This is a genomic window from Acidiphilium sp. MT5, from assembly GCF_054767495.1.
In genome coordinates, this window is the sequence record NZ_BAABMR010000018.1 from 11,120 (window position 1) to 28,210 (window position 17,091).

The window sequence follows — 17,091 nt, forward strand, 5'->3', positions numbered from 1 at the left end:
ACCCATTGATATCATTCATATCGACTTCCCAGCTTGATACTCAATATGACGATCGCATGACAGCCCGCCACCCCAATCGCCCGCCGCAATTCGCGTGGAAAACTTTTCCCGATCACGGTAATTCCTGCGTATTATGGCTTGACAAGCCAGCAAAAACTACCTTGTTCGCCCCATGGCCAAACAGATCGATTCCGGTCGCAGCGCACAGCGCCCCTTGCGCATCCGCCGCTCGGCCGCCGAAGCCAAACGCCAAATTCTCGACGCCGCCGAAGCCCAACTCACCCAATTTGGCCCCGGCGGCCTGCGCCTGCAATCCATCGCCGCCGAACTCGGCCTGTCGCATCCCGTCATTCTGCATCATTTCGGCTCGCGCGATGGCCTGATCGACGCGCTGAACGCCCGCACCATCGAACAACTGAAATCATCCATGGCCGATCTGCTGGCCGGCGCCACCGCCCCCAACCACAACCTAGTCGAAACCACGCTCGATCATGTGTTCAGCGCCTTCGGCAACGGTCTCGCCCAACGTCTCGCCTGGCTTGCCACCGCCGGCGAAACCGGCGCATCCTCAATCCATGACGCCCTCACCGAAATCGCCCGGCTGGTCCAGCAGGCCCGCGTTGTCTTTGCCAACCAACGCGGCGCGCCGCCGCCCCCCTTTGAAGATTCGCGCCGCATCGCCCTGCTGGTCGCCACCTCAGCCATGGGCGCTGCCATCTTTGGCAGCTCAATGCTCACCGTCCCGCAAGACACCCGCTATGCCGAACGGGTGATCCCATACCGCAACTGGCTCAGTGACCTGATCATGAATTATCTGGACCAATTCCCAAGCGGCATGCCCCAAACCGCCAATCAACGCACCCAACGCCGTTCCCCACGCCGCGCCCCGGGCCACCCCGATACGCGGCGTAACCCAAAGCCAAGCCGCCATCTCAAACCCGAGGCCGAATGACCCAACCCACCGCGCTCAAACTCTTCCCCGTTCGCCCCAACGGGCTTGAGGCCCTGCTCAGCCAGCTCCAAGCCGCCGATTTCGTCCGCGCCGCCGGGTTCGATGCCAAAATGGGCAAAATCATCCTGCTCCCGCCCAACCCCGCCGAACCGGCAACCCCGCTCGGCGGCGCCCTGCTCGGCCTTGGCGATGATCGCTCCCCCTACCCGTTCGGCGCCATCGCCACCGGATTGCCGCCCGATACGCTCTGGTCGCTGATGCCAGGCGATTACGATGCGCAAGACGCCCATCTCGGCGCCCTGCTCGGTGCCTATCGCTATGACCGGTTCAAACCGCAAACCCGCCAACAAGCCCAACTCACCGGCCCGATCCCTCCCCGTGCGGCCATCATCGCCAGCGCGATCAATCACGCGCGCGACCTGATCAACACCCCCGCCAACCTGCTCGGCCCCGCCGAACTAGCCGATGCCGCCATCGCCCTCGGCCATCGGCACGGCGCCACAATCGAACAGATCAGCGGCCCCGCCCTCACCGCAGGCTACCCCGCCCTCGCCGCCGTCGGTGCCGGCTCTGACCGCCCGCCCCACATGGTCAAGCTCAGCTGGGGCCATGACCAGCGCGCCCCGCTCATCTCGCTCGTTGGCAAAGGCGTCGTGTTCGATACTGGCGGCTATGACCTCAAACCCAGCGCCGCCATGCTGCGGATGAAAAAAGACATGGGCGGTGCCGCCACCGTGCTCGGCCTCGCCGAGGCGATCATGGCGCTCAACCTGCCGGTCCGCCTTGAATTGCGCATCGGCTGCGTTGAAAACAGCGTCTCCGGCCACGCCATGCGCCCGCTCGATGTGCTGAACACCCGCGCCGGCCTCACCGTCGAAGTCGGCAATACCGATGCCGAAGGCCGGCTGGTGCTCGCTGATCTGCTGACCGACGCCGTGGCCGCCCAACCGGACTGGCTGATCAATTTCGCAACCCTGACCGGTGCCGCCCGCACCGCGCTCGGCCCCGACCTTCCCGCCTTGTTCAGCAATGATGACGGGTTAGCAGCGCACCTCCTCACCGCCAGCCATGCCGTGGCCGACCCGCTCTGGCGCCTGCCGCTCTGGCAGGATTACGCGCCCTGGCTCGATAGCCCGATCGCGAGCCTCAACAGCGTGTCAGGAAAACCCCACGCCGGCGCGATTATTGCCGCTTTATTCCTAAATCGATTCGTTCCCGCATCAACGCGCTGGGCGCATATCGACACCTATGCCTGGAACGAGGCCAGCCGCCCCGGTCGCCCCGAAGGCGGCGAAGCGCTGGGCCTGCGCGCCACACTCGCCGCCATTGAATCTCTCATTTCTGTGACGCGTTGACCGTTTTTTTATATCGCAATGAACGGTCAGATAATGTTGCAACGAATTTAGATAATTTTATGCTTGTAGGGCATCCGATTCATTCTTAGTTCAGTAAAAGAAGTTATGACCCGTCTGAAACGACGTGTTGTACGACGCCGTCATCGTCCGGCTGTGCTGACGCCGCCGGTCGGCGCTGGGTAAGACCTCAAAACGTCTTGCCATCGCCGTCCTTGTTTTAACCTTAAGGGTCTGCACCGGCACCAATCCGGTCAACCCCGCCTCTGATCGATCGATCAACGAAAGGGCAACGTGAATGGCTGCAGAAATCTCGTCCGATAATCTCATCACCATCCTGCGTGACACCGTGGTGTCCCTGGTGCGCCGCGATGGGGTTGATCTCTCCGCCCGCCAGCTCGGCGTGTTCCTCACCTGCTATCTGGATGATGGTGCGCATACGGTGCGCGGCCTCGCCCACCAGCTCAACGTCTCCAAACCCGCGATCACCCGCGCGTTAGACCGTCTGGCGGATCTCGATCTCGCCCGCCGCAAGGTCGATCCGGCGGATCGCCGCAGCGTGCTGGTGCAGCGCACCTCCAAAGGCAACGCCTTCCTGCGTGATATTCGCGCCGTGCTGGGCGAAGTCTCCAAACCCGCCCCCGCACCCGCCGCCGAACGCGCCCCGTCGCGCCGCCGGTCGGCTGCGTAACATCCGCGCATATCCAGCGCCGATGCCAATCCACCGTGCCGTCCGAATTAAGCCCTTGCGCGCTATCGCCTTGGCGGTCATCGCCTCTGGCCTGCTCAGCCCCTTAGCGCCGATCCTCGCGGTCAGCGCCAAGGCGGCCGCAGCACCCGCCGCAACCCCCGCCTTCACCGCGCAAAACGCGGCGATCCTCGCCAAAGTCTCAGCCTATCTTGATGGATTAAAAACCGTCACCGCCAAATTCCTGCAAGTGGCACCCGATGGCTCGGTGCGCTCGGGCACCGCCATTTTGCAGCGCCCCGGTAAAATGCGCTTCCAATATGACAAGCCCGATCCGCAATTGCTGGTCGCGGGCTTTGGCTTGCTGGTCTATCACGATCCCCAACTCAATCAGACCACCAATTTGCCGCTCTCCTCCACCCCGCTTGGCATTTTGCTCGCACCGCAGGTGCATTTTTCCGGCAACATCACGGTGACCAAAATCGCCCAACCGCCCGGCGAAGTGCAAATTTCGCTGATCCGCACCGGCAAAGCCGCCCAGGGCCATCTGACCCTGATTTTCTCAACCGACCCTCTGGAACTCCGCCAATGGCGGGTCACCGACGCACAAGGTGCCACAACCCAAGTCAGCCTCTATGATTTGCATGCAGCCCCCAAATTCCCCGATAAAGATTTCCGCTACATCGCCAATAACGGGGCCAGTCCCGGTGTCGGCGGCTAATTCTTCGCTCCCCGCCACCCAAGCGCTCAAAATCAAACCTGCTTCACCCAAACCAGCCTCACTCAAACCAGTCTCACTCAAATTAGCCTCACTCAAACCAGCCTTGGGGGCACGCGAGGCGACAAGCCACGCCCACCATGCCAGATTACCCGGATGATCAACCGATTCGGCGCCCTCATCGGTATTTCCTGCTGCACCAAACAGTTCGGCGTCTTTGGCATGCTCAATCACGCCGCGTCGGACACCTATGTGCGCGCGGTCGATCAAGTGGTCGGCGGCGTGCCGATCCTGATCCCCGCCAATGGCGATGCCGCCGATATCGAAACCCTGCTCGATCATTGTGCTGGCATCATTCTCACCGGCAGCCGCAGCAATGTCGCCGCCGCCTTCTATGGCGGCCCGCCGCAACCGCCCGATTTGCAGCCCGAAGACCCTGAACGCGACAAAGTGACGCTCCGCCTCTGCCGCCGCGCCGTCGCCCGCGATATCCCGCTGCTCGCCATTTGCCGTGGCCTGCAAGAACTCAATGTCGCCCTCGGCGGCACGCTGCACCAGCGCCTCCAAGATTTGCCGCACCGGCTCGATCATTCCACGCCGATGCAGGAAAATCCCGCCGTGCGCATCGGCAAAGCCCACCATGTCAGCCTCACCCCCGGCGGCGTGCTCGCGCAGATGCTGGGGCGCGATCATCTCTCGGTGAATTCTCTGCATAATCAAGGCATTGATCGCCTCGCCCCCGGCCTCGCGGTCGAAGCCCGCGCGGTCGATGGCACCATCGAAGCCATCCGTGTGCTCGGCCCGCCTTTCGCGCTCGGCGTGCAATGGCATCCCGAATATGATTTCGCGCACGACCCCGCCTCGCACGCCATTTTCGCCCGCTTCGGCGAGGCCGTGCGCCAATACGCCACCACAATAATCACCCGGTAGGAGGCCAACCATGACCCATCAAAGCGAAAAATTCGTCTTCGCTCCGCCCGCACCCATCGGCGTGCCAATCATCGGCGGCGGGCAATTCCCGGTGCGCCGGATTTTCTGCGTTGGCCGCAATTACGCCGCCCATACCCGCGAAATGGGCGGCAACCCGGACCGTGAACCGCCGTTTTTCTTCACCAAACCCAGCGATGCGATCATTCTGGGCAATCATGTCCCCTATCCGGTCGCAACCCACAGCCTGCATCACGAAGTCGAACTGGTCATCGCCCTCGATCAAGCCGCCCACGCCATCAGCCCCGCGCACGCCAACAGCCTGATCTATGGCTACGCCGTCGGCGTCGATCTCACCCGCCGCGACCTGCAAGACGAAGCAAAATCCATGCGCCGGCCCTGGGACATGGCCAAAGGCTTCGATCATTCCGCCCCGATCGGCCCGATCATCCAAGCCGCCCAAATCGGCCATCCCACCAAAGGCGCCATCACCCTCGCCATCAACAACCAGGTCAAACAATCCGGCGACCTTGCAGATTTGATCTGGCCGGTGCCCGACATCATCGCCGCCCTCTCGCACCTCGTCGCACTCGCCCCCGGTGACCTGATCTATACCGGCACGCCCGATGGCGTCGGCCCGCTGGTGGTGGGCGACCATGTCACCTGCCATATTGATCGCATCCCCCCTCTCGCCTTCACCATCACCCCGCCCGCGCCCGCACGATGACCAACCTCACCATTGCCACCTGGAACATTAATTCGCTGCGCCTGCGCCAGGAACATTTGCTCACTTTGACCAACATCCTCGCCCCGGACGTGCTCTGCCTGCAAGAAACCAAAGTCCCGGACGATCAATTCCCCCACGCCATCGCGGCGCGCATCGGCCTGCCGCACGTGCTGATGCGCGGCATGAAAAGCTATAATGGCGTCGCCATCTTCTCGCGCTACCCACTCACTTTGGCCGATCAAGGCGGCACATGGTGCGGCAAAAATGATTGCCGACATCTCGCCGCCAGCCTCACCCTCAACGGCCAGACCATCACCATCGATAATTTCTACGTCCCCGCCGGCGGCGACATCCCGGATCGGCGCGAAAACGAAAAATTCGCCCACAAACTCGATTTCATCACCGCCACCCGCGATTATTTTCGCACCCACCCGCCCCAGCACCGGGTTTTGGTCGGTGATCTCAACATCGCCCCCCTCGAACATGACGTCTGGAGCCATAAACAATTGCTCGATGTCGTCAGCCACACCCCAATCGAGACCGAATTATTGCTCGATTGGCAAGCCCAAGGCTTCACCGACGCGCTGCGCCATTTCACCCCCGAGCCGGCCAAGCTTTACACTTGGTGGAGCTACCGCAATCGCGATTGGCGCGCCTCCAATCGGGGCCGCCGCCTCGATCATATCTGGGTCTCGACCGATCTCCGCCCCGCCCTGCGCGCCACCCACATCCTCACCGACGCGCGCGATTGGCCAAGCGCGTCTGACCATGTCCCCGTCGCCCTTACCCTCGCGCTTTAATTTTCGCGCCAAACCCCTATATCCCTCTCATCCCGTTTGACCGAAAGTGAGATGATCATGGCCGCTCGTATGACCAGCATGCCCACCCAAGCCCAAATTCTCCCCGGTCGCAGCACGCCCATGCCCATCCAAGCGACCCATTTCGTCAACGGCAAACCCCTCGCCCCGCCTTACCCGGCTGGCATGGAGGAACTCATCCTCGGCCTCGGCTGCTTCTGGGGCGCTGAGCGTAAATTCTGGCAAGCGCCGGGCGTCTATGTCACCGCCGTCGGCTATGCCGGCGGCAGCACGCCCAACCCCACCTATGAGGAAGTCTGCTCCGGGCGCACCGGCCATACGGAGGTCGTGCGGGTGATTTTCGACCCCACCCTCATCAGCCTGGATGCCATTCTGAAATTATTCTGGGAAAATCACGACCCCACCCAAGGCATGCGCCAAGGCGGCGATATCGGCACCCAATATCGCTCAGCGCTCTACACCACCAACCCCGCCCAGCATGCAGCCGCCCAAGCGTCAAAATCCGCCTACCAGCACGAACTGACCCGTGCCGGCTACGGCACCATCACCACCGAAATCGCCCCAGCCCCAACATTTTACTACGCCGAAGCCTACCACCAACAATATCTGGCCAAAAACCCCAACGGCTATTGCGGCATCGGTGGCACCGGCATCACCTGCCCCATCGGCCTCACCACCGCCTAACCCACCCAACGGACAGCACTCAGCACTCACGCCCCAGTGACGCCCCAATGACGTCCAAGCCCAGCGTATTCACCCCTGGATTATGTCACCATTTTCCGCTACCCTGTTAGTACCAATTCAAAATTAGCAGGGTCTCATGCACGCCAGCCGCATCACCGCCGCCCTTCTCGCCCTCTGCGCACCATTCACCATCGCCCGCGCCCAGAACGCCCCCGCAACCATCCTCCACGCCGAAAATCATTTCGCCCTAACCCTATTCCAACGCGTCGCAACCGCCCCCGGATCACCAGGCAACCTCGTCCTCGCCCCGTCCAGCCTCTACACCACCCTCACCATGAGCCTGCTCGGCGCGCGCGGCCCCACCGCCACCGCCATCGCCAACACCCTCGGTGCGCCCCGCACCAATGGCACCGCCCTCCTCGCCGCCGTGCAAAAACTCAACAATATCCCCCACCAAGCCAATCTAGGTCTGGTCAGCGCCAACGCCATCTGGGTCGATCAGCGCAGCACGCCAAACCCCGCCTTCGCCCGCGCCATCACCCGCACCGGCGGCACCGTCCAATCGGTCAATTTCAAGAATCGATCCGCCGCCAGCGCGCAGATCAATCAATGGGCGTCCCAACACACCAACCACCTAATCAACAAGGTCATCACCCCGGCCAATATCGGCCCCGATACCCGCCTGACCCTAACCAACGCTGTCTATTTCCACGCGGGCTGGGCCATCCCCTTCACCCGCGCCGCCACCAAACAAGGCCGCTTCACCCTCGCCACCGGCGCCAACATCACCGTGCCGATGATGCACCAAATCATCACCAGCGTCGTCGCCACCGCACCCGGCGTGAAAATCCTCACGCTCAACTATAGCGGCCCGGCCAGCATGACCATCATCCTGCCCGATCACGCAGCCGCACTCCCCGCGATCGAAGCCCACCTCACCCCCCAGCGCCTCGATCAATGGGCCCGCACCGCCCGCGAAACGAACGTGACGCTCAGCCTGCCCCGCTTCACCATCGGAACCACGCAGACACTGAACCAAACCCTCGCCGCCATGGGCATGCGCAGCGCCTTCGCCCCGAACGCCGATTTTTCAGCGATGCTCATCGCATCCAGCCCGCCAGTTCACCTCAGCAACGTATTCCAGCAAGCCAAAATCATCGTTAATGAACACGGCACCAAAGCCGCCGCCGTCACTGTTGGCGAAGCGACAGTCGCCATGTCGGCCCCGTCCCCGCTGCCGTCCATCCGGTTCGACGCCAATCACCCATTTCTCTACGTTATCCGCTCCGGCCCGATGATCCTGTTCATCGGGCGCGTCACCAACCCATCAAGGTAACGCGCCCGATCCATATTCAGCCGGTTAATGTTCAGCCAGTTAATGCACCGAAACCGGCGCCATATCATTCTGCACAATCGCCGCGCGCGCCAAATCATCGCTCGCAGCCACCGCCAACGGCGCGCCATTCGCCGCAAACACCCCAACCGCCGGCCCCTGGTTGGTAATCACCTTGCGCACATACGCAATCTGCGACACGCCCAATTCCGCCAATTGCTCGACACTCAGATGGTGCAAATCAATCATCGCACCAACCACGCTGTCCTCAATCGTTTCATCCAGCTTCCGAATATTCATCGCTTTCACTCCTCTCCACCATTCAACGTGCGATGCGGGTCCAGCGCCGCACCGGCGCTCGCCCCCTTGCGAATGGCAATCGTCTTGATCTTCGCCTCCGGCAATGGCCGCACCAAATCCACGTGCAACAACCCATTATCCAGCCACGCGCCGCGCACCTCGATCCCCTCGGCAATCACGAACGCCCGCTGAAACTGCCGTGCCGCAATCCCCCGGTGCAAAAAGATCCGCCCTTGCTGATCCTCAACCTGCCGGCCCCTGATCACCAGTTGATTATCCTCTTGGGTAATCTGCAAATCATCCATGGTGAATCCGGCAACCGCCACCGTAATCCGCAAGCAGGTCGCACTGATCTGCTCAATATTATACGGCGGATATCCTTCAGACGAATTTTTCGCCGCCCGCTCGATCATCTGTTCCAAATGATCAAAACCCAAAAACAACGGCGATGTAAAAACCCTGGTGCTCATCGAGCCTCCTCCATGCGAGCGAGACAAGCGGACCCCACAATGGCAATCCGTTGCCCAAACATGGTGTGTTCCGCGCCACAAAGCAAGCCATCCCCCACCACCCACCAGCCCGCCACCAGCCTACCAATTGAATCAAACCCCCAGCCCGGCTAAATCCCCGCCATGAGCGCCGCCCCGCCAAGCCCAACCGCCATCCCCGAGATCCTCATCGTGCCGGATAAGCGCCTGCGCACCCGCGCCCGCCCGGTCACCAATGCCGACCGCCCGGCGCTCGAAGCCCTGATGCCATCCATGTTCGAAGCGATGTACCGCGCCCCCGGCATCGGCCTCGCCGCCCCGCAAATCGGCCTCTCGCTCCGCTTCTTCATCATGGATCTCGGCCCCGATCACGCCCGCACGCCCCTCATCCTGATCAACCCCACCATCATCGCCGCCAGCGAAACCCTCGCCACCCGCGAAGAAGGCTGCCTGTCACTCCCCAACCAATACGCCGAAATCACCCGCCCCGCCCGCATCACCACCAGCTATGAAGACCTCGCCGGCGTCAAACACCGCATCGAAGGCGAAGACCTGCTCGCCGCCTGCATCCAGCACGAAATCGACCATCTGGACGGCATCCTCTTCGTCGATCACCTCACCCCCCTCAAACGCAATATTTTGCTCCGCAAACTCGCCAAAGAACAACGCGACAAGGCCGACGACAAAGCCGCCACCCGCGCCCGCCGATGACCAACCCAACCACCGCCGCAACCACCAAACCCCTCAACCTCGCTTTCATGGGCACGCCGGACTTCGCCGTCCCCGCCCTCGAAGCGCTGCACCAGGCCGGCCACATCATCAAAGCCGTCTATTGCCAGCCGCCCAAACCCACCGGGCGCGGCCAGCAACTCACCCTCACCCCCATCCACCGCGCCGCCGAGCGCCTCGGCCTTGCGGTCCGCACCCCCACCCGCCTGCGCAACAATGAGGCCGAGCTAACCCATTTCGCCAGCCTCGATCTCGACGCCGCGATCATCGTCGCCTACGGCCTGATCCTCCCCGCCGATTTTCTCGCCATCCCCAAGCGCGGCTGCCTCAATATCCATGCCAGCCTGCTCCCACGCTGGCGCGGCGCCGCCCCGATCCAAGCCGCCCTCCTCGCCGGCGATGCCCAAACCGGCATCACCATCATGCACATGGATGCAGGGCTAGATACCGGCCCGATGCTGCTCGACGCCGCAATCCCAATCACCGCAACCGACACCGCCGCCACCCTGCATGACCGCCTCGCCCCGCTCGGCGCGGCCCTTTTGCTGCGCACCCTCGCCGAAAATCCACTACCCCGCCCGCAAACCGGCCCCTCAACCTACGCGCCCAAACTCACCCGGGCGGACGCCGCCATCGATTGGTCCGCCCCCGCCGCCACAATCGAACGCCGCATCCGCGCCTTCGCGCCCTGGCCCGGCAGCGAATTTGCGCTCCACACCGCCACCGGCAAAACCGAAATCATCAAAATCCACGCCGCCCACCTCATCCACCACCCCACCCAATCTCCCCCTGGCACCGTGCTCGATGACCGTCTCACCATCGCCTGCGGCACCGATGCCATCCGCCCCACCCTCCTCCAGCGCCCTGGCCGCACCCCCCTCGAAGCCGCCGATTTTCTCCGTGGCTACCCCATCCCCGTCGGCACCATTCTCGCGTGATCCGCTTCGCCCTCAAACTCGAATATGACGGCACCGGCTTCGTCGGCTGGCAACGCCAAGCCAACGGCCCCTCGATCCAACAATGCCTGGAACAAGCCGCCGCCCCCCTGAATAACCAAACCGAACCCACCATCGCCGCCGCCGGCCGCACCGATGCCGGCGTCCACGCCACCGGCCAAGTCGCGCTTTTGCTCCTGCCCAACGCCAACCCCGCCCGCCTCACCGCGCGCACCATCCGCGACGCGCTGAACTACCATCTCCAGCCCCACCCCATCGCCGTGCTCGAAGCCGCCCTGATCACCGACCCTGATTGGCACCCCCGCTTCTCCGCCATCGCCCGCCATTACCGCTACATCATCCTCAACCGCCCCGCCCGCCCCGCCCTCGAAGCCACCCGCGTCTGGCACGTCAAACCACCGCTGGACGCCGCCCTGATGCACCAAGCCGCGCAGTCGCTCCTCGGCAAACATGATTTCACCAGCTTCCGCGCCACCGCCTGCCAAGCCAACTCCCCACTCCGCACGCTCGATCGCTTCACCATCACCCGCGAGGACAACCACATCATCGCCGAAATCTCCGCCCGCAGCTTCCTGCACCACCAAGTCCGCAACATGATCGGCACCCTCAAACTCATCGGCAATCATTCGCTCCCACCCGACAGCCTGCCCAAAATCCTAGCCCAAAAATCCCGCGCCGCCGCCGGCCCCACCGCCCCCGCCACCGGCCTTTTTCTCTCCGCCGTCGATTTTCCCGCCGACCCTTTTTCACCCTCGTAGGGTGGGGTGCGCTCGGGCACCCCACCAGCCGCCCCGCACCCCGCCCGCCCAATCACTCACCCAACCAACCATCTCCCACGGCACCACCATCCCAATCAGGTGGATAATTCCCGCGCGCCACCGCACGTCGAAATGACGACAATGGCCAATCCCAAGCATTTTCCACAACGCCATGCTTCACCGGATTGAAATGAACATAGTCGACATGCCGGATAAAATCGGCCTCATCGCGCACCCGATGCTCCCAGAACCGCCGCTGCCAAATGCCGCGCTCCCCTTTGGCAATCCGTGAGTTCGACCGCCCCTCACCGCCCGCAACCCGCGCCGAAAAACCGCGCTTAATCAGGCTCCATCGCAGCGAAAAATCAGCATCACCCTCCGGCAACGTCCACACCGCATGCAAATGTTCAGGCAAAACAACCCAGGCATCGATCACGAACGGATACAGCACCAGAGCGCGCGAAACCGCAACCCGCAAAGCACCAACCTCCGCAACCAACAAATCACTGCGCCGATCCGCCAACGTCAACGTGAAAAAATACGTCCCCCCCCGCAACACGCAGCCGCCGATAATCCGCCACTCTCCACCACCCTATAACATCACCAACCGTCGTAAGATGGGGTGCGCTTGAGCACCCCATCATTGTCGCACCCCATTATTCCAATAAAGGCTCTCCGGCGATACAATCTCCAGATCTCTTCCAAGTTTCACTGTCAATTAAATGCGATCTAACAACTCTGATGCCGCGACATCCTTTAAGTTCGCGGATCGTCCTTGTTAGGCTCTCGGCAATTGTCGCTGGAAGCCAGGGATTAAAATAAATCCTGGAAATCAAACTAAGCGGAAATGCCACCGGATATGCAGAAGCTTGAGCCTGATCGGTCTCAGCAATAATTCGATATTCGCTCTCCGCACTGAAGCCGACCCGCTTGATGAATGGTAGTCGTGAAACGTCCTTGGCGGAAAGCGTCTTAATATCGCTTATTTTAAGATATTCCATTTCACCAAATCGTACGCCTTGCAACTTTTTTTCGAGCTCGTTTTCGAAGTCCTGACGTCTGATCTCAATGCAGACGCCATCGGCTGCGCTGGTGAATACACGCCAATGGTGGTATGTTTCCGAGCTTGATGCAGCACATAGGGCATAGAGTCCGCCAATTCCCTTCGCCTTTTTATATAGTTTCATAAAATGACGATCATTTTGATCATCCCATCGCTCGGGATTAAGAAGCGGAAGCTGCTGGCGTTGGAGAATGTCAATTGTCGCGGCTATCGTGGTGTAGCGCCGGATATGCTTATCAAGTTTGGTCATTATACCCGTTCTCCGAGAGAAAATTTTATTTTAGCGATTGACAGCAAAAAAATAACATTCAGTCAAGAAAATCAAGATTGTGTGGGCCTGATAGGCTTCACTTCCATCCAATTTCGCGCCACATTACCCCGAGCGAAGATAACCAGCCTGCAACGCGACAGCGAACCAGCTATGCCTCTTACCACGAATAACGCAAAACAAAGAAACAATCATACCAGGCACCGACATCCACGCCGCAAAAAAGCAATCAACAGCAGCGTTCGATGAGTTACGGATGCCATAGTGAAGCCACAAGATCGTCGCACTGACCAACACAATGGTTTGGAGAACAAGTGACCCAATCGCCAGCAAGCGCATCATCTGCACAATGAACAATTGATGGCGAAGCACACCAAAATAAACGATAACCGGAATTAGTGTGGGCACGGTAATCACATCAGCGATCAGCAAAGTATCAAATGAGGCAATAAAACCTTGGTTCCGGAGCAATAGTACAGCCGCGGTGCCCGACGACAGGGTAACCGCAACCAGCAGAAAAAAGAAAAAAACGCTAAAGCGGTCCAACTCATCCCGACGCGCTTGCCGAGGCGCACTCGGGCCGGGCACCGGGTCCTTCACCGCTCCCACCGCACAAACTTGGCATGGGTTGCCCCGCTCTCCTTCTGAATCAAATGAATCATTGTCACACCTTGATTTCGTCCGGATTGGTCGGGTGGCATGAACAAGCCCATTTTGATGCTATCATATTCAATCTGACCCGCATTGGTTGTCAGGCGCCAGAAAAAGCTTTTCAGCCCATGCCCAGGCGAGTGAATTTCACGCTGGAGCCACATAGCCTTGATCATGATGTCGTGAGCCGCTTGGGCAAAGTCCTTGATGGTATTGATATGGGTTTTGCCAATGCGAGGAATCCGTTTGAGCAGCAATGCGTAATTGCCCAGATCATGAAAAATCAAACGGGCCACAACAAAACCAAGGCTGCCAGCAACTAATGAATATACAAGGTCATTATCAGCGGTAATGGCTGTGGTGATATTCGGCGTTTCGTTAAAACCATAGACAATAGATGATCGAAAGCCGAGCTCGTGCTCAACCGCAAAAGAACTATAGAGATGATCGAGCGGCTTAACCGCCCCACAATGATACTGCAGATTAACCGTTGGAATTGTATCGTTGACATTATAATAATTAATAATGCTGCTAGCGCTTGCATTGCCATATTTTTTATAGGCCGGTGCCGCAAAAGTCATACCCGTAATGTTAGGCAAAGCGCCTGCAACAAAATTAGCGATGCCGCCGCCCAGCGAATGACCCGTCACATAAATTGGCGGCCCACCGGATGTTGCGTAATTCCGAACAATGGCAAGAGCGTCATTATATTGATTGACCGATCTATCATTGAATATCTTGAAATCAGTGATCACATCTTGAACCGATGGGTTAAGCAAAATTCGGTCCAGATCCTGGTGATAGCGCTTGGCTCTCAGTAAACCCAAAATCGGGCTGTTGATCGTGATGGCCTCATCCACCGCGATCGCTTCAGCCTCGTCAATAACGACGCCGAACGCCGGATCGGTGCCTCTAAAGGCGATCAGATAATGCGCGTCGGACCCCCGAGACTGCAAAATATTAACCTGGAAGCCGTCGTTTAAAGTCGCGCGCTTTACCAATTTATAATTCGGCAGAAATCGCGTAAGGTCTGGCACTGGGTCGCTTGCATAAGCAACATACGAAGCGTCCAGGTAGGTTTGCAAATCAAGCTGCGCGGCCATCCGGGCTGCTCCTGAGCATTTCAACGTTTCCGCGGCATAATCATAATCTGATCACCAGCGCCGATAGCAAGACGCTGGCCGTGAGGCGAGATCGCCGGAATTTGCACCGCACTCCGGTCGCGATGCAACAAAATCGTGCCCGCCACGCCGGTCAGCGGGCAAGAGACCACAGTGCCGCGGTTATCGGTGAAAATAACGCCGTGACTATCGGGCGTCCATACCATATCGAGCACGCCTTGCGTTTGCGGGCCGCAAAGCGCCCTGGGCGGACCAGCAGCAACGCCATCCGATAGCGGCCAGATCAAAATCGGCCTCATCGGCCAAGGGCTAGCAACCGTTTTGAGTGTGCCATCAGAACTAGGCACTTGCACCTCGCCGCCATTTTCAAAGCCGACTGCAAGAAACCGATCATCCGGGCTGATCGCCAACGCACTGGCCGGCGCGGTGTCACGATTAAAATCCCAATGAATGCTCCCAAGCACCGCGCCCGTCGAAACATTAAACAATGTCACGCGATAGGCATCCAACCGGGCCGCGAGGAAACGACCATCAGCCGCCAACGCAATATTCATCACCGCTTGGCCGCGCACAGGAGCAATCATCCGCACCAACCTAAGCCCAGGCACGGTATAAACGCGAACCGGATAGGGGCCGCCCTGGGTGGCCGCGACGCGCCCGCGATCAGCCGCAAGCGAAAGCTGTGCGGCGGTCTGGCTACCCTCATCGCTCATCGGCGGAAAATTGACGCCGCCCACCAGCTTACCCGTGTGAACATCCCAAAGCGTCATCAACCCGGTGCGGCTGTGCCACAGGGCGGGCAGCAGCAAGCGATCGGCACTAACAAAAGCCAGAACACCATTACCATTACCCGCAATCGCGTCTTCGGTTTGCGGAAACATCGTTTCAATCTTGCCCGAAGCCGCGTTCATAATCGCGCAACCAGCATGATCGCCAGATTGATCACCAAAACCGCAATAAGCCAGAGATTTACCGTCTGGATTCCAAGCAATATTGACAATCGTGCCTTGCGGCACCGTGAATCGCGTCACCGGGCGCGCAGACCATGAAACCCATGCCAAACCACATAACAAGGCCAAGCCAAGGCTATAAGTCAGGCTCCGCGGTGTCATCGCTCAGCCCCGAAACTCCCCCTCACTGCGGATGCTCAACCACCACCCCCAACGTCCCATCAATCCACGTATCCTTATCCGGCACAATCGCCTGCACCGGCAGCGCCTGACTATCCATTGCCAGCCCCGGCAGCCGCTTAACCGCGGTGCCAATCGCCAAAAACTCCACCAAATTGCCAATCTCGGCAATATTCACCTTCACCCCCACCACATCATCAGCCCCCATCGCCTCCGCCTCGCTCTTCAGCCGGCCAATCGCCACCTCCCGCGCATCATGAATAAGCGAGGTCAAATCACTAATTTCACCACGGGTAAACGCCTTGAACGCCGCCTTAATTCCACCCACCGTGCCCAGCGAATAAATCGAGGCCGAAATCAATAATTTGAGCGGCGCATAGCCCAATTTCGTCATCGCCCAACATTCTTCGCCGGTCATATCGCTGGTCACCGGCTGCTGCGTATAGCCCGCCGGCAGCGCCGGGTGCACCGAAGCCGTCCCCGTCATCAACATCTCATGGGTGTTATGCCAAAACATAATCTGCGTGCGAATCCCAAGCACCGCATTCGCCCGCACCGCCTGCGCCTGCGCCACAATTCGGTTGAGCGCCGCATGCCGTGTCTGATTGAAAATATCACTATATTCCGCAATCTCGCCGCGCACCAACGTCTTCAACGCCCCGCTCAGCCCGCCGCCAAACCCAACCTGATACGCAATATTGCCGAACACATGGCTCAGCGGCTGATATCCCGCATCCATATGACAATAAAGCTCCTGCGCACTCCCCGCACTACTGAAAAACCCCGATCTTGCGCCCGCCTGCACCGCGTGCAACGCCGAACCCACAAATAAAAACTCCGTATTCCCATTAAAATCGCGCAAATCCCCGGTCACGCCCGCAATCCCCGCAGCCCCGGCACCCTGCGCCTCCGCCACCATCCGCTCAAACGCCTTCAACCGCCCATCCTCAATCGCCTGCGTCACCTCCGAAATCTCGCCGCCCACCATGCCGCGAAACCCCGCCGACATGTCTCGCAAAAATCCCAGCGAATTCACACTATTGCCCACCACCAGCCCACCAGGCCGATAATTCTTCAACGCCATGCAATAAATCTCATTGCCCGAAAGCCCACTGACATTCGCCATGTTCGCCCCTCCGCTCTGCAGATAAAATCATGCCATCAAAACAAATCCCACCCTGAAACAAACCACCCCAACAGTCAATTTTGCTCTTTCGCACCCACCCCCTGTTATGCCATGTTAGTCAAATGGAGCAAGCCACTAACACTCTCGCGCAGTGCCTCGCCGACCGCTTCACCACCATCGCGCACATGCTCCGCAAAACCCTCGGCGCCCCCGAATATTCCCGCTTCGACCTCACCCTTAAATGTTGGGGTGGACGGCCCTACGGCATCGGATGTGCCAAGATGGGGTCGGACTACCAACCC

21 protein-coding genes are annotated in these 17,091 nt (G+C 60.0%); 13 read left to right on the top strand and 8 right to left on the bottom strand.

The window, feature by feature from the left end; all coding sequences use genetic code 11:
* Window positions 1–172: 172 nt before the first annotated feature.
* The 9 genes from ACYUCQ_RS15320 to ACYUCQ_RS15360 all read left to right on the top strand — a co-directional run bounded on the left by ACYUCQ_RS15320 (window position 173) and on the right by ACYUCQ_RS15360 (window position 8,202).
* Window positions 173–952, top strand: coding sequence for a TetR/AcrR family transcriptional regulator (locus ACYUCQ_RS15320; protein ID WP_460255423.1), 780 nt, complete (start codon window positions 173–175; stop codon window positions 950–952).
* Window positions 949–2,307 carry a leucyl aminopeptidase family protein gene (locus ACYUCQ_RS15325; RefSeq protein ID WP_460255424.1) on the top strand — a complete coding sequence of 453 codons (1,359 nt, stop codon included), beginning with the start codon at window positions 949–951 and terminating at the stop codon, window positions 2,305–2,307. Before ACYUCQ_RS15320 ends, ACYUCQ_RS15325 begins: the two co-directional genes overlap by 4 nt.
* A gap of 295 nt (window positions 2,308–2,602) precedes the next feature.
* Window positions 2,603–2,995, top strand: a complete 393-nt coding sequence (locus tag ACYUCQ_RS15330) for a MarR family transcriptional regulator (protein ID WP_460255425.1) — start codon at window positions 2,603–2,605, stop codon at window positions 2,993–2,995.
* A 22-nt stretch (window positions 2,996–3,017) separates the two neighbouring features.
* The gene (locus tag ACYUCQ_RS15335; protein WP_460255426.1) at window positions 3,018–3,713 is read left to right on the top strand and encodes a LolA family protein; all 696 of its coding nucleotides are present in this window, start codon (window positions 3,018–3,020) and stop codon (window positions 3,711–3,713) included.
* Between the two features lie 153 nt (window positions 3,714–3,866).
* Window positions 3,867–4,640 (top strand): gamma-glutamyl-gamma-aminobutyrate hydrolase family protein, encoded by a 774-nt coding sequence (locus tag ACYUCQ_RS15340; protein ID WP_460255427.1) that lies wholly within the window; start codon window positions 3,867–3,869, stop codon window positions 4,638–4,640.
* Window positions 4,641–4,650: 10 nt separating this feature from the next.
* Window positions 4,651–5,364, top strand: a complete 714-nt coding sequence (locus tag ACYUCQ_RS15345) for a fumarylacetoacetate hydrolase family protein (protein ID WP_460255428.1) — start codon at window positions 4,651–4,653, stop codon at window positions 5,362–5,364.
* The gene (locus ACYUCQ_RS15350; RefSeq protein WP_460255429.1) at window positions 5,361–6,164 is read left to right on the top strand and encodes an exodeoxyribonuclease III; all 804 of its coding nucleotides are present in this window, start codon (window positions 5,361–5,363) and stop codon (window positions 6,162–6,164) included. The genes ACYUCQ_RS15345 and ACYUCQ_RS15350 overlap by 4 nt, the downstream gene beginning before the upstream one ends.
* A 69-nt stretch (window positions 6,165–6,233) precedes the next feature.
* Window positions 6,234–6,866, top strand: coding sequence for a peptide-methionine (S)-S-oxide reductase MsrA (gene msrA, locus ACYUCQ_RS15355; protein WP_460255430.1), 633 nt, complete (start codon window positions 6,234–6,236; stop codon window positions 6,864–6,866).
* A 136-nt stretch (window positions 6,867–7,002) separates the two neighbouring features.
* On the top strand, window positions 7,003–8,202 hold the full coding sequence (locus ACYUCQ_RS15360; protein WP_460255431.1) for a serpin family protein: 1,200 nt from the start codon (window positions 7,003–7,005) through the stop codon (window positions 8,200–8,202).
* 39 nt (window positions 8,203–8,241) lie between these two features.
* Here ACYUCQ_RS15360 and ACYUCQ_RS15365 read toward each other — a convergent pair whose 3' ends face one another.
* Both ACYUCQ_RS15365 and ACYUCQ_RS15370 read right to left on the bottom strand, forming a co-directional pair.
* Entirely contained in the window at window positions 8,242–8,499 is a 258-nt protein-coding gene (locus tag ACYUCQ_RS15365) for a DUF1150 family protein (RefSeq protein ID WP_460255432.1), read from the bottom strand.
* Window positions 8,500–8,504: 5 nt separating this feature from the next.
* Window positions 8,505–8,969, bottom strand: a complete 465-nt coding sequence (locus ACYUCQ_RS15370) for an Hsp20 family protein (RefSeq protein ID WP_460255433.1) — start codon at window positions 8,967–8,969, stop codon at window positions 8,505–8,507.
* A 162-nt stretch (window positions 8,970–9,131) separates the two neighbouring features.
* Here ACYUCQ_RS15370 and def point away from each other — a divergent pair, with 162 nt between their 5' ends.
* The 3 genes from def to truA are packed head-to-tail and all read left to right on the top strand — an operon-like array spanning window position 9,132 to window position 11,430.
* The gene (gene def / locus ACYUCQ_RS15375; protein WP_460255434.1) at window positions 9,132–9,698 is read left to right on the top strand and encodes a peptide deformylase; all 567 of its coding nucleotides are present in this window, start codon (window positions 9,132–9,134) and stop codon (window positions 9,696–9,698) included.
* Entirely contained in the window at window positions 9,695–10,654 is a 960-nt protein-coding gene (gene fmt, locus ACYUCQ_RS15380; protein ID WP_460255435.1) for a methionyl-tRNA formyltransferase, read from the top strand. The genes def and fmt overlap by 4 nt, the downstream gene beginning before the upstream one ends.
* Window positions 10,651–11,430, top strand: a complete 780-nt coding sequence (gene truA / locus ACYUCQ_RS15385; protein ID WP_460255436.1) for a tRNA pseudouridine(38-40) synthase TruA — start codon at window positions 10,651–10,653, stop codon at window positions 11,428–11,430. Before fmt ends, truA begins: the two co-directional genes overlap by 4 nt.
* Window positions 11,431–11,482: 52 nt before the next feature.
* Here truA and ACYUCQ_RS15390 read toward each other — a convergent pair whose 3' ends face one another.
* From ACYUCQ_RS15390 to ACYUCQ_RS15415, 6 genes are all read right to left on the bottom strand, one after another.
* Window positions 11,483–11,989 carry an REP-associated tyrosine transposase gene (locus tag ACYUCQ_RS15390; RefSeq protein WP_460255437.1) on the bottom strand — a complete coding sequence of 169 codons (507 nt, stop codon included), beginning with the start codon at window positions 11,987–11,989 and terminating at the stop codon, window positions 11,483–11,485.
* 97 nt (window positions 11,990–12,086) lie between these two features.
* Window positions 12,087–12,743 carry a hypothetical protein gene (locus ACYUCQ_RS15395; protein WP_460255438.1) on the bottom strand — a complete coding sequence of 219 codons (657 nt, stop codon included), beginning with the start codon at window positions 12,741–12,743 and terminating at the stop codon, window positions 12,087–12,089.
* A gap of 123 nt (window positions 12,744–12,866) precedes the next feature.
* Window positions 12,867–13,361, bottom strand: a complete 495-nt coding sequence (locus tag ACYUCQ_RS15400; protein WP_460255439.1) for a hypothetical protein — start codon at window positions 13,359–13,361, stop codon at window positions 12,867–12,869.
* Window positions 13,358–14,515 (bottom strand): alpha/beta hydrolase family protein, encoded by a 1,158-nt coding sequence (locus tag ACYUCQ_RS15405; protein ID WP_460255440.1) that lies wholly within the window; start codon window positions 14,513–14,515, stop codon window positions 13,358–13,360. The genes ACYUCQ_RS15400 and ACYUCQ_RS15405 overlap by 4 nt, the downstream gene beginning before the upstream one ends.
* 20 nt (window positions 14,516–14,535) lie before the next feature.
* Entirely contained in the window at window positions 14,536–15,645 is a 1,110-nt protein-coding gene (locus ACYUCQ_RS15410) for a WD40 repeat domain-containing protein (RefSeq protein WP_460255441.1), read from the bottom strand.
* 22 nt (window positions 15,646–15,667) lie between these two features.
* Window positions 15,668–16,789: a heavy metal-binding domain-containing protein gene (locus ACYUCQ_RS15415; protein WP_460255442.1), complete on the bottom strand. Its 1,122-nt coding sequence runs from the start codon at window positions 16,787–16,789 to the stop codon at window positions 15,668–15,670.
* A gap of 122 nt (window positions 16,790–16,911) precedes the next feature.
* Here ACYUCQ_RS15415 and ACYUCQ_RS15420 point away from each other — a divergent pair.
* Window positions 16,912–17,091: hypothetical protein (locus ACYUCQ_RS15420; RefSeq protein WP_460255443.1), on the top strand; the 180-nt coding region annotated here is incomplete at its 3' end.

Bases quoted from the DNA above. Each gene is read 5' to 3' on its own strand.
- ACYUCQ_RS15320 (WP_460255423.1), top strand. From the start codon at position 173: ATGGCCAAACAGATCGATTCCGGTCGCAGCGCACAGCGCCCCTTGCGC.
- ACYUCQ_RS15325 (WP_460255424.1), top strand. From the start codon at position 949: ATGACCCAACCCACCGCGCTCAAACTCTTCCCCGTTCGCCCCAACGGG.
- ACYUCQ_RS15330 (WP_460255425.1), top strand. From the start codon at position 2,603: ATGGCTGCAGAAATCTCGTCCGATAATCTCATCACCATCCTGCGTGAC.
- ACYUCQ_RS15335 (WP_460255426.1), top strand. From the start codon at position 3,018: ATGCCAATCCACCGTGCCGTCCGAATTAAGCCCTTGCGCGCTATCGCC.
- ACYUCQ_RS15340 (WP_460255427.1), top strand. From the start codon at position 3,867: ATGATCAACCGATTCGGCGCCCTCATCGGTATTTCCTGCTGCACCAAA.
- ACYUCQ_RS15345 (WP_460255428.1), top strand. From the start codon at position 4,651: ATGACCCATCAAAGCGAAAAATTCGTCTTCGCTCCGCCCGCACCCATC.
- ACYUCQ_RS15350 (WP_460255429.1), top strand. From the start codon at position 5,361: ATGACCAACCTCACCATTGCCACCTGGAACATTAATTCGCTGCGCCTG.
- msrA (WP_460255430.1), top strand. From the start codon at position 6,234: ATGACCAGCATGCCCACCCAAGCCCAAATTCTCCCCGGTCGCAGCACG.
- ACYUCQ_RS15360 (WP_460255431.1), top strand. From the start codon at position 7,003: ATGCACGCCAGCCGCATCACCGCCGCCCTTCTCGCCCTCTGCGCACCA.
- ACYUCQ_RS15365 (WP_460255432.1), bottom strand. From the start codon at position 8,499: ATGAATATTCGGAAGCTGGATGAAACGATTGAGGACAGCGTGGTTGGT.
- ACYUCQ_RS15370 (WP_460255433.1), bottom strand. From the start codon at position 8,969: ATGAGCACCAGGGTTTTTACATCGCCGTTGTTTTTGGGTTTTGATCAT.
- def (WP_460255434.1), top strand. From the start codon at position 9,132: ATGAGCGCCGCCCCGCCAAGCCCAACCGCCATCCCCGAGATCCTCATC.
- fmt (WP_460255435.1), top strand. From the start codon at position 9,695: ATGACCAACCCAACCACCGCCGCAACCACCAAACCCCTCAACCTCGCT.
- ACYUCQ_RS15395 (WP_460255438.1), bottom strand. From the start codon at position 12,743: ATGACCAAACTTGATAAGCATATCCGGCGCTACACCACGATAGCCGCG.
- ACYUCQ_RS15405 (WP_460255440.1), bottom strand. From the start codon at position 14,515: ATGGCCGCGCAGCTTGATTTGCAAACCTACCTGGACGCTTCGTATGTT.
- ACYUCQ_RS15410 (WP_460255441.1), bottom strand. From the start codon at position 15,645: ATGACACCGCGGAGCCTGACTTATAGCCTTGGCTTGGCCTTGTTATGT.
- ACYUCQ_RS15415 (WP_460255442.1), bottom strand. From the start codon at position 16,789: ATGGCGAATGTCAGTGGGCTTTCGGGCAATGAGATTTATTGCATGGCG.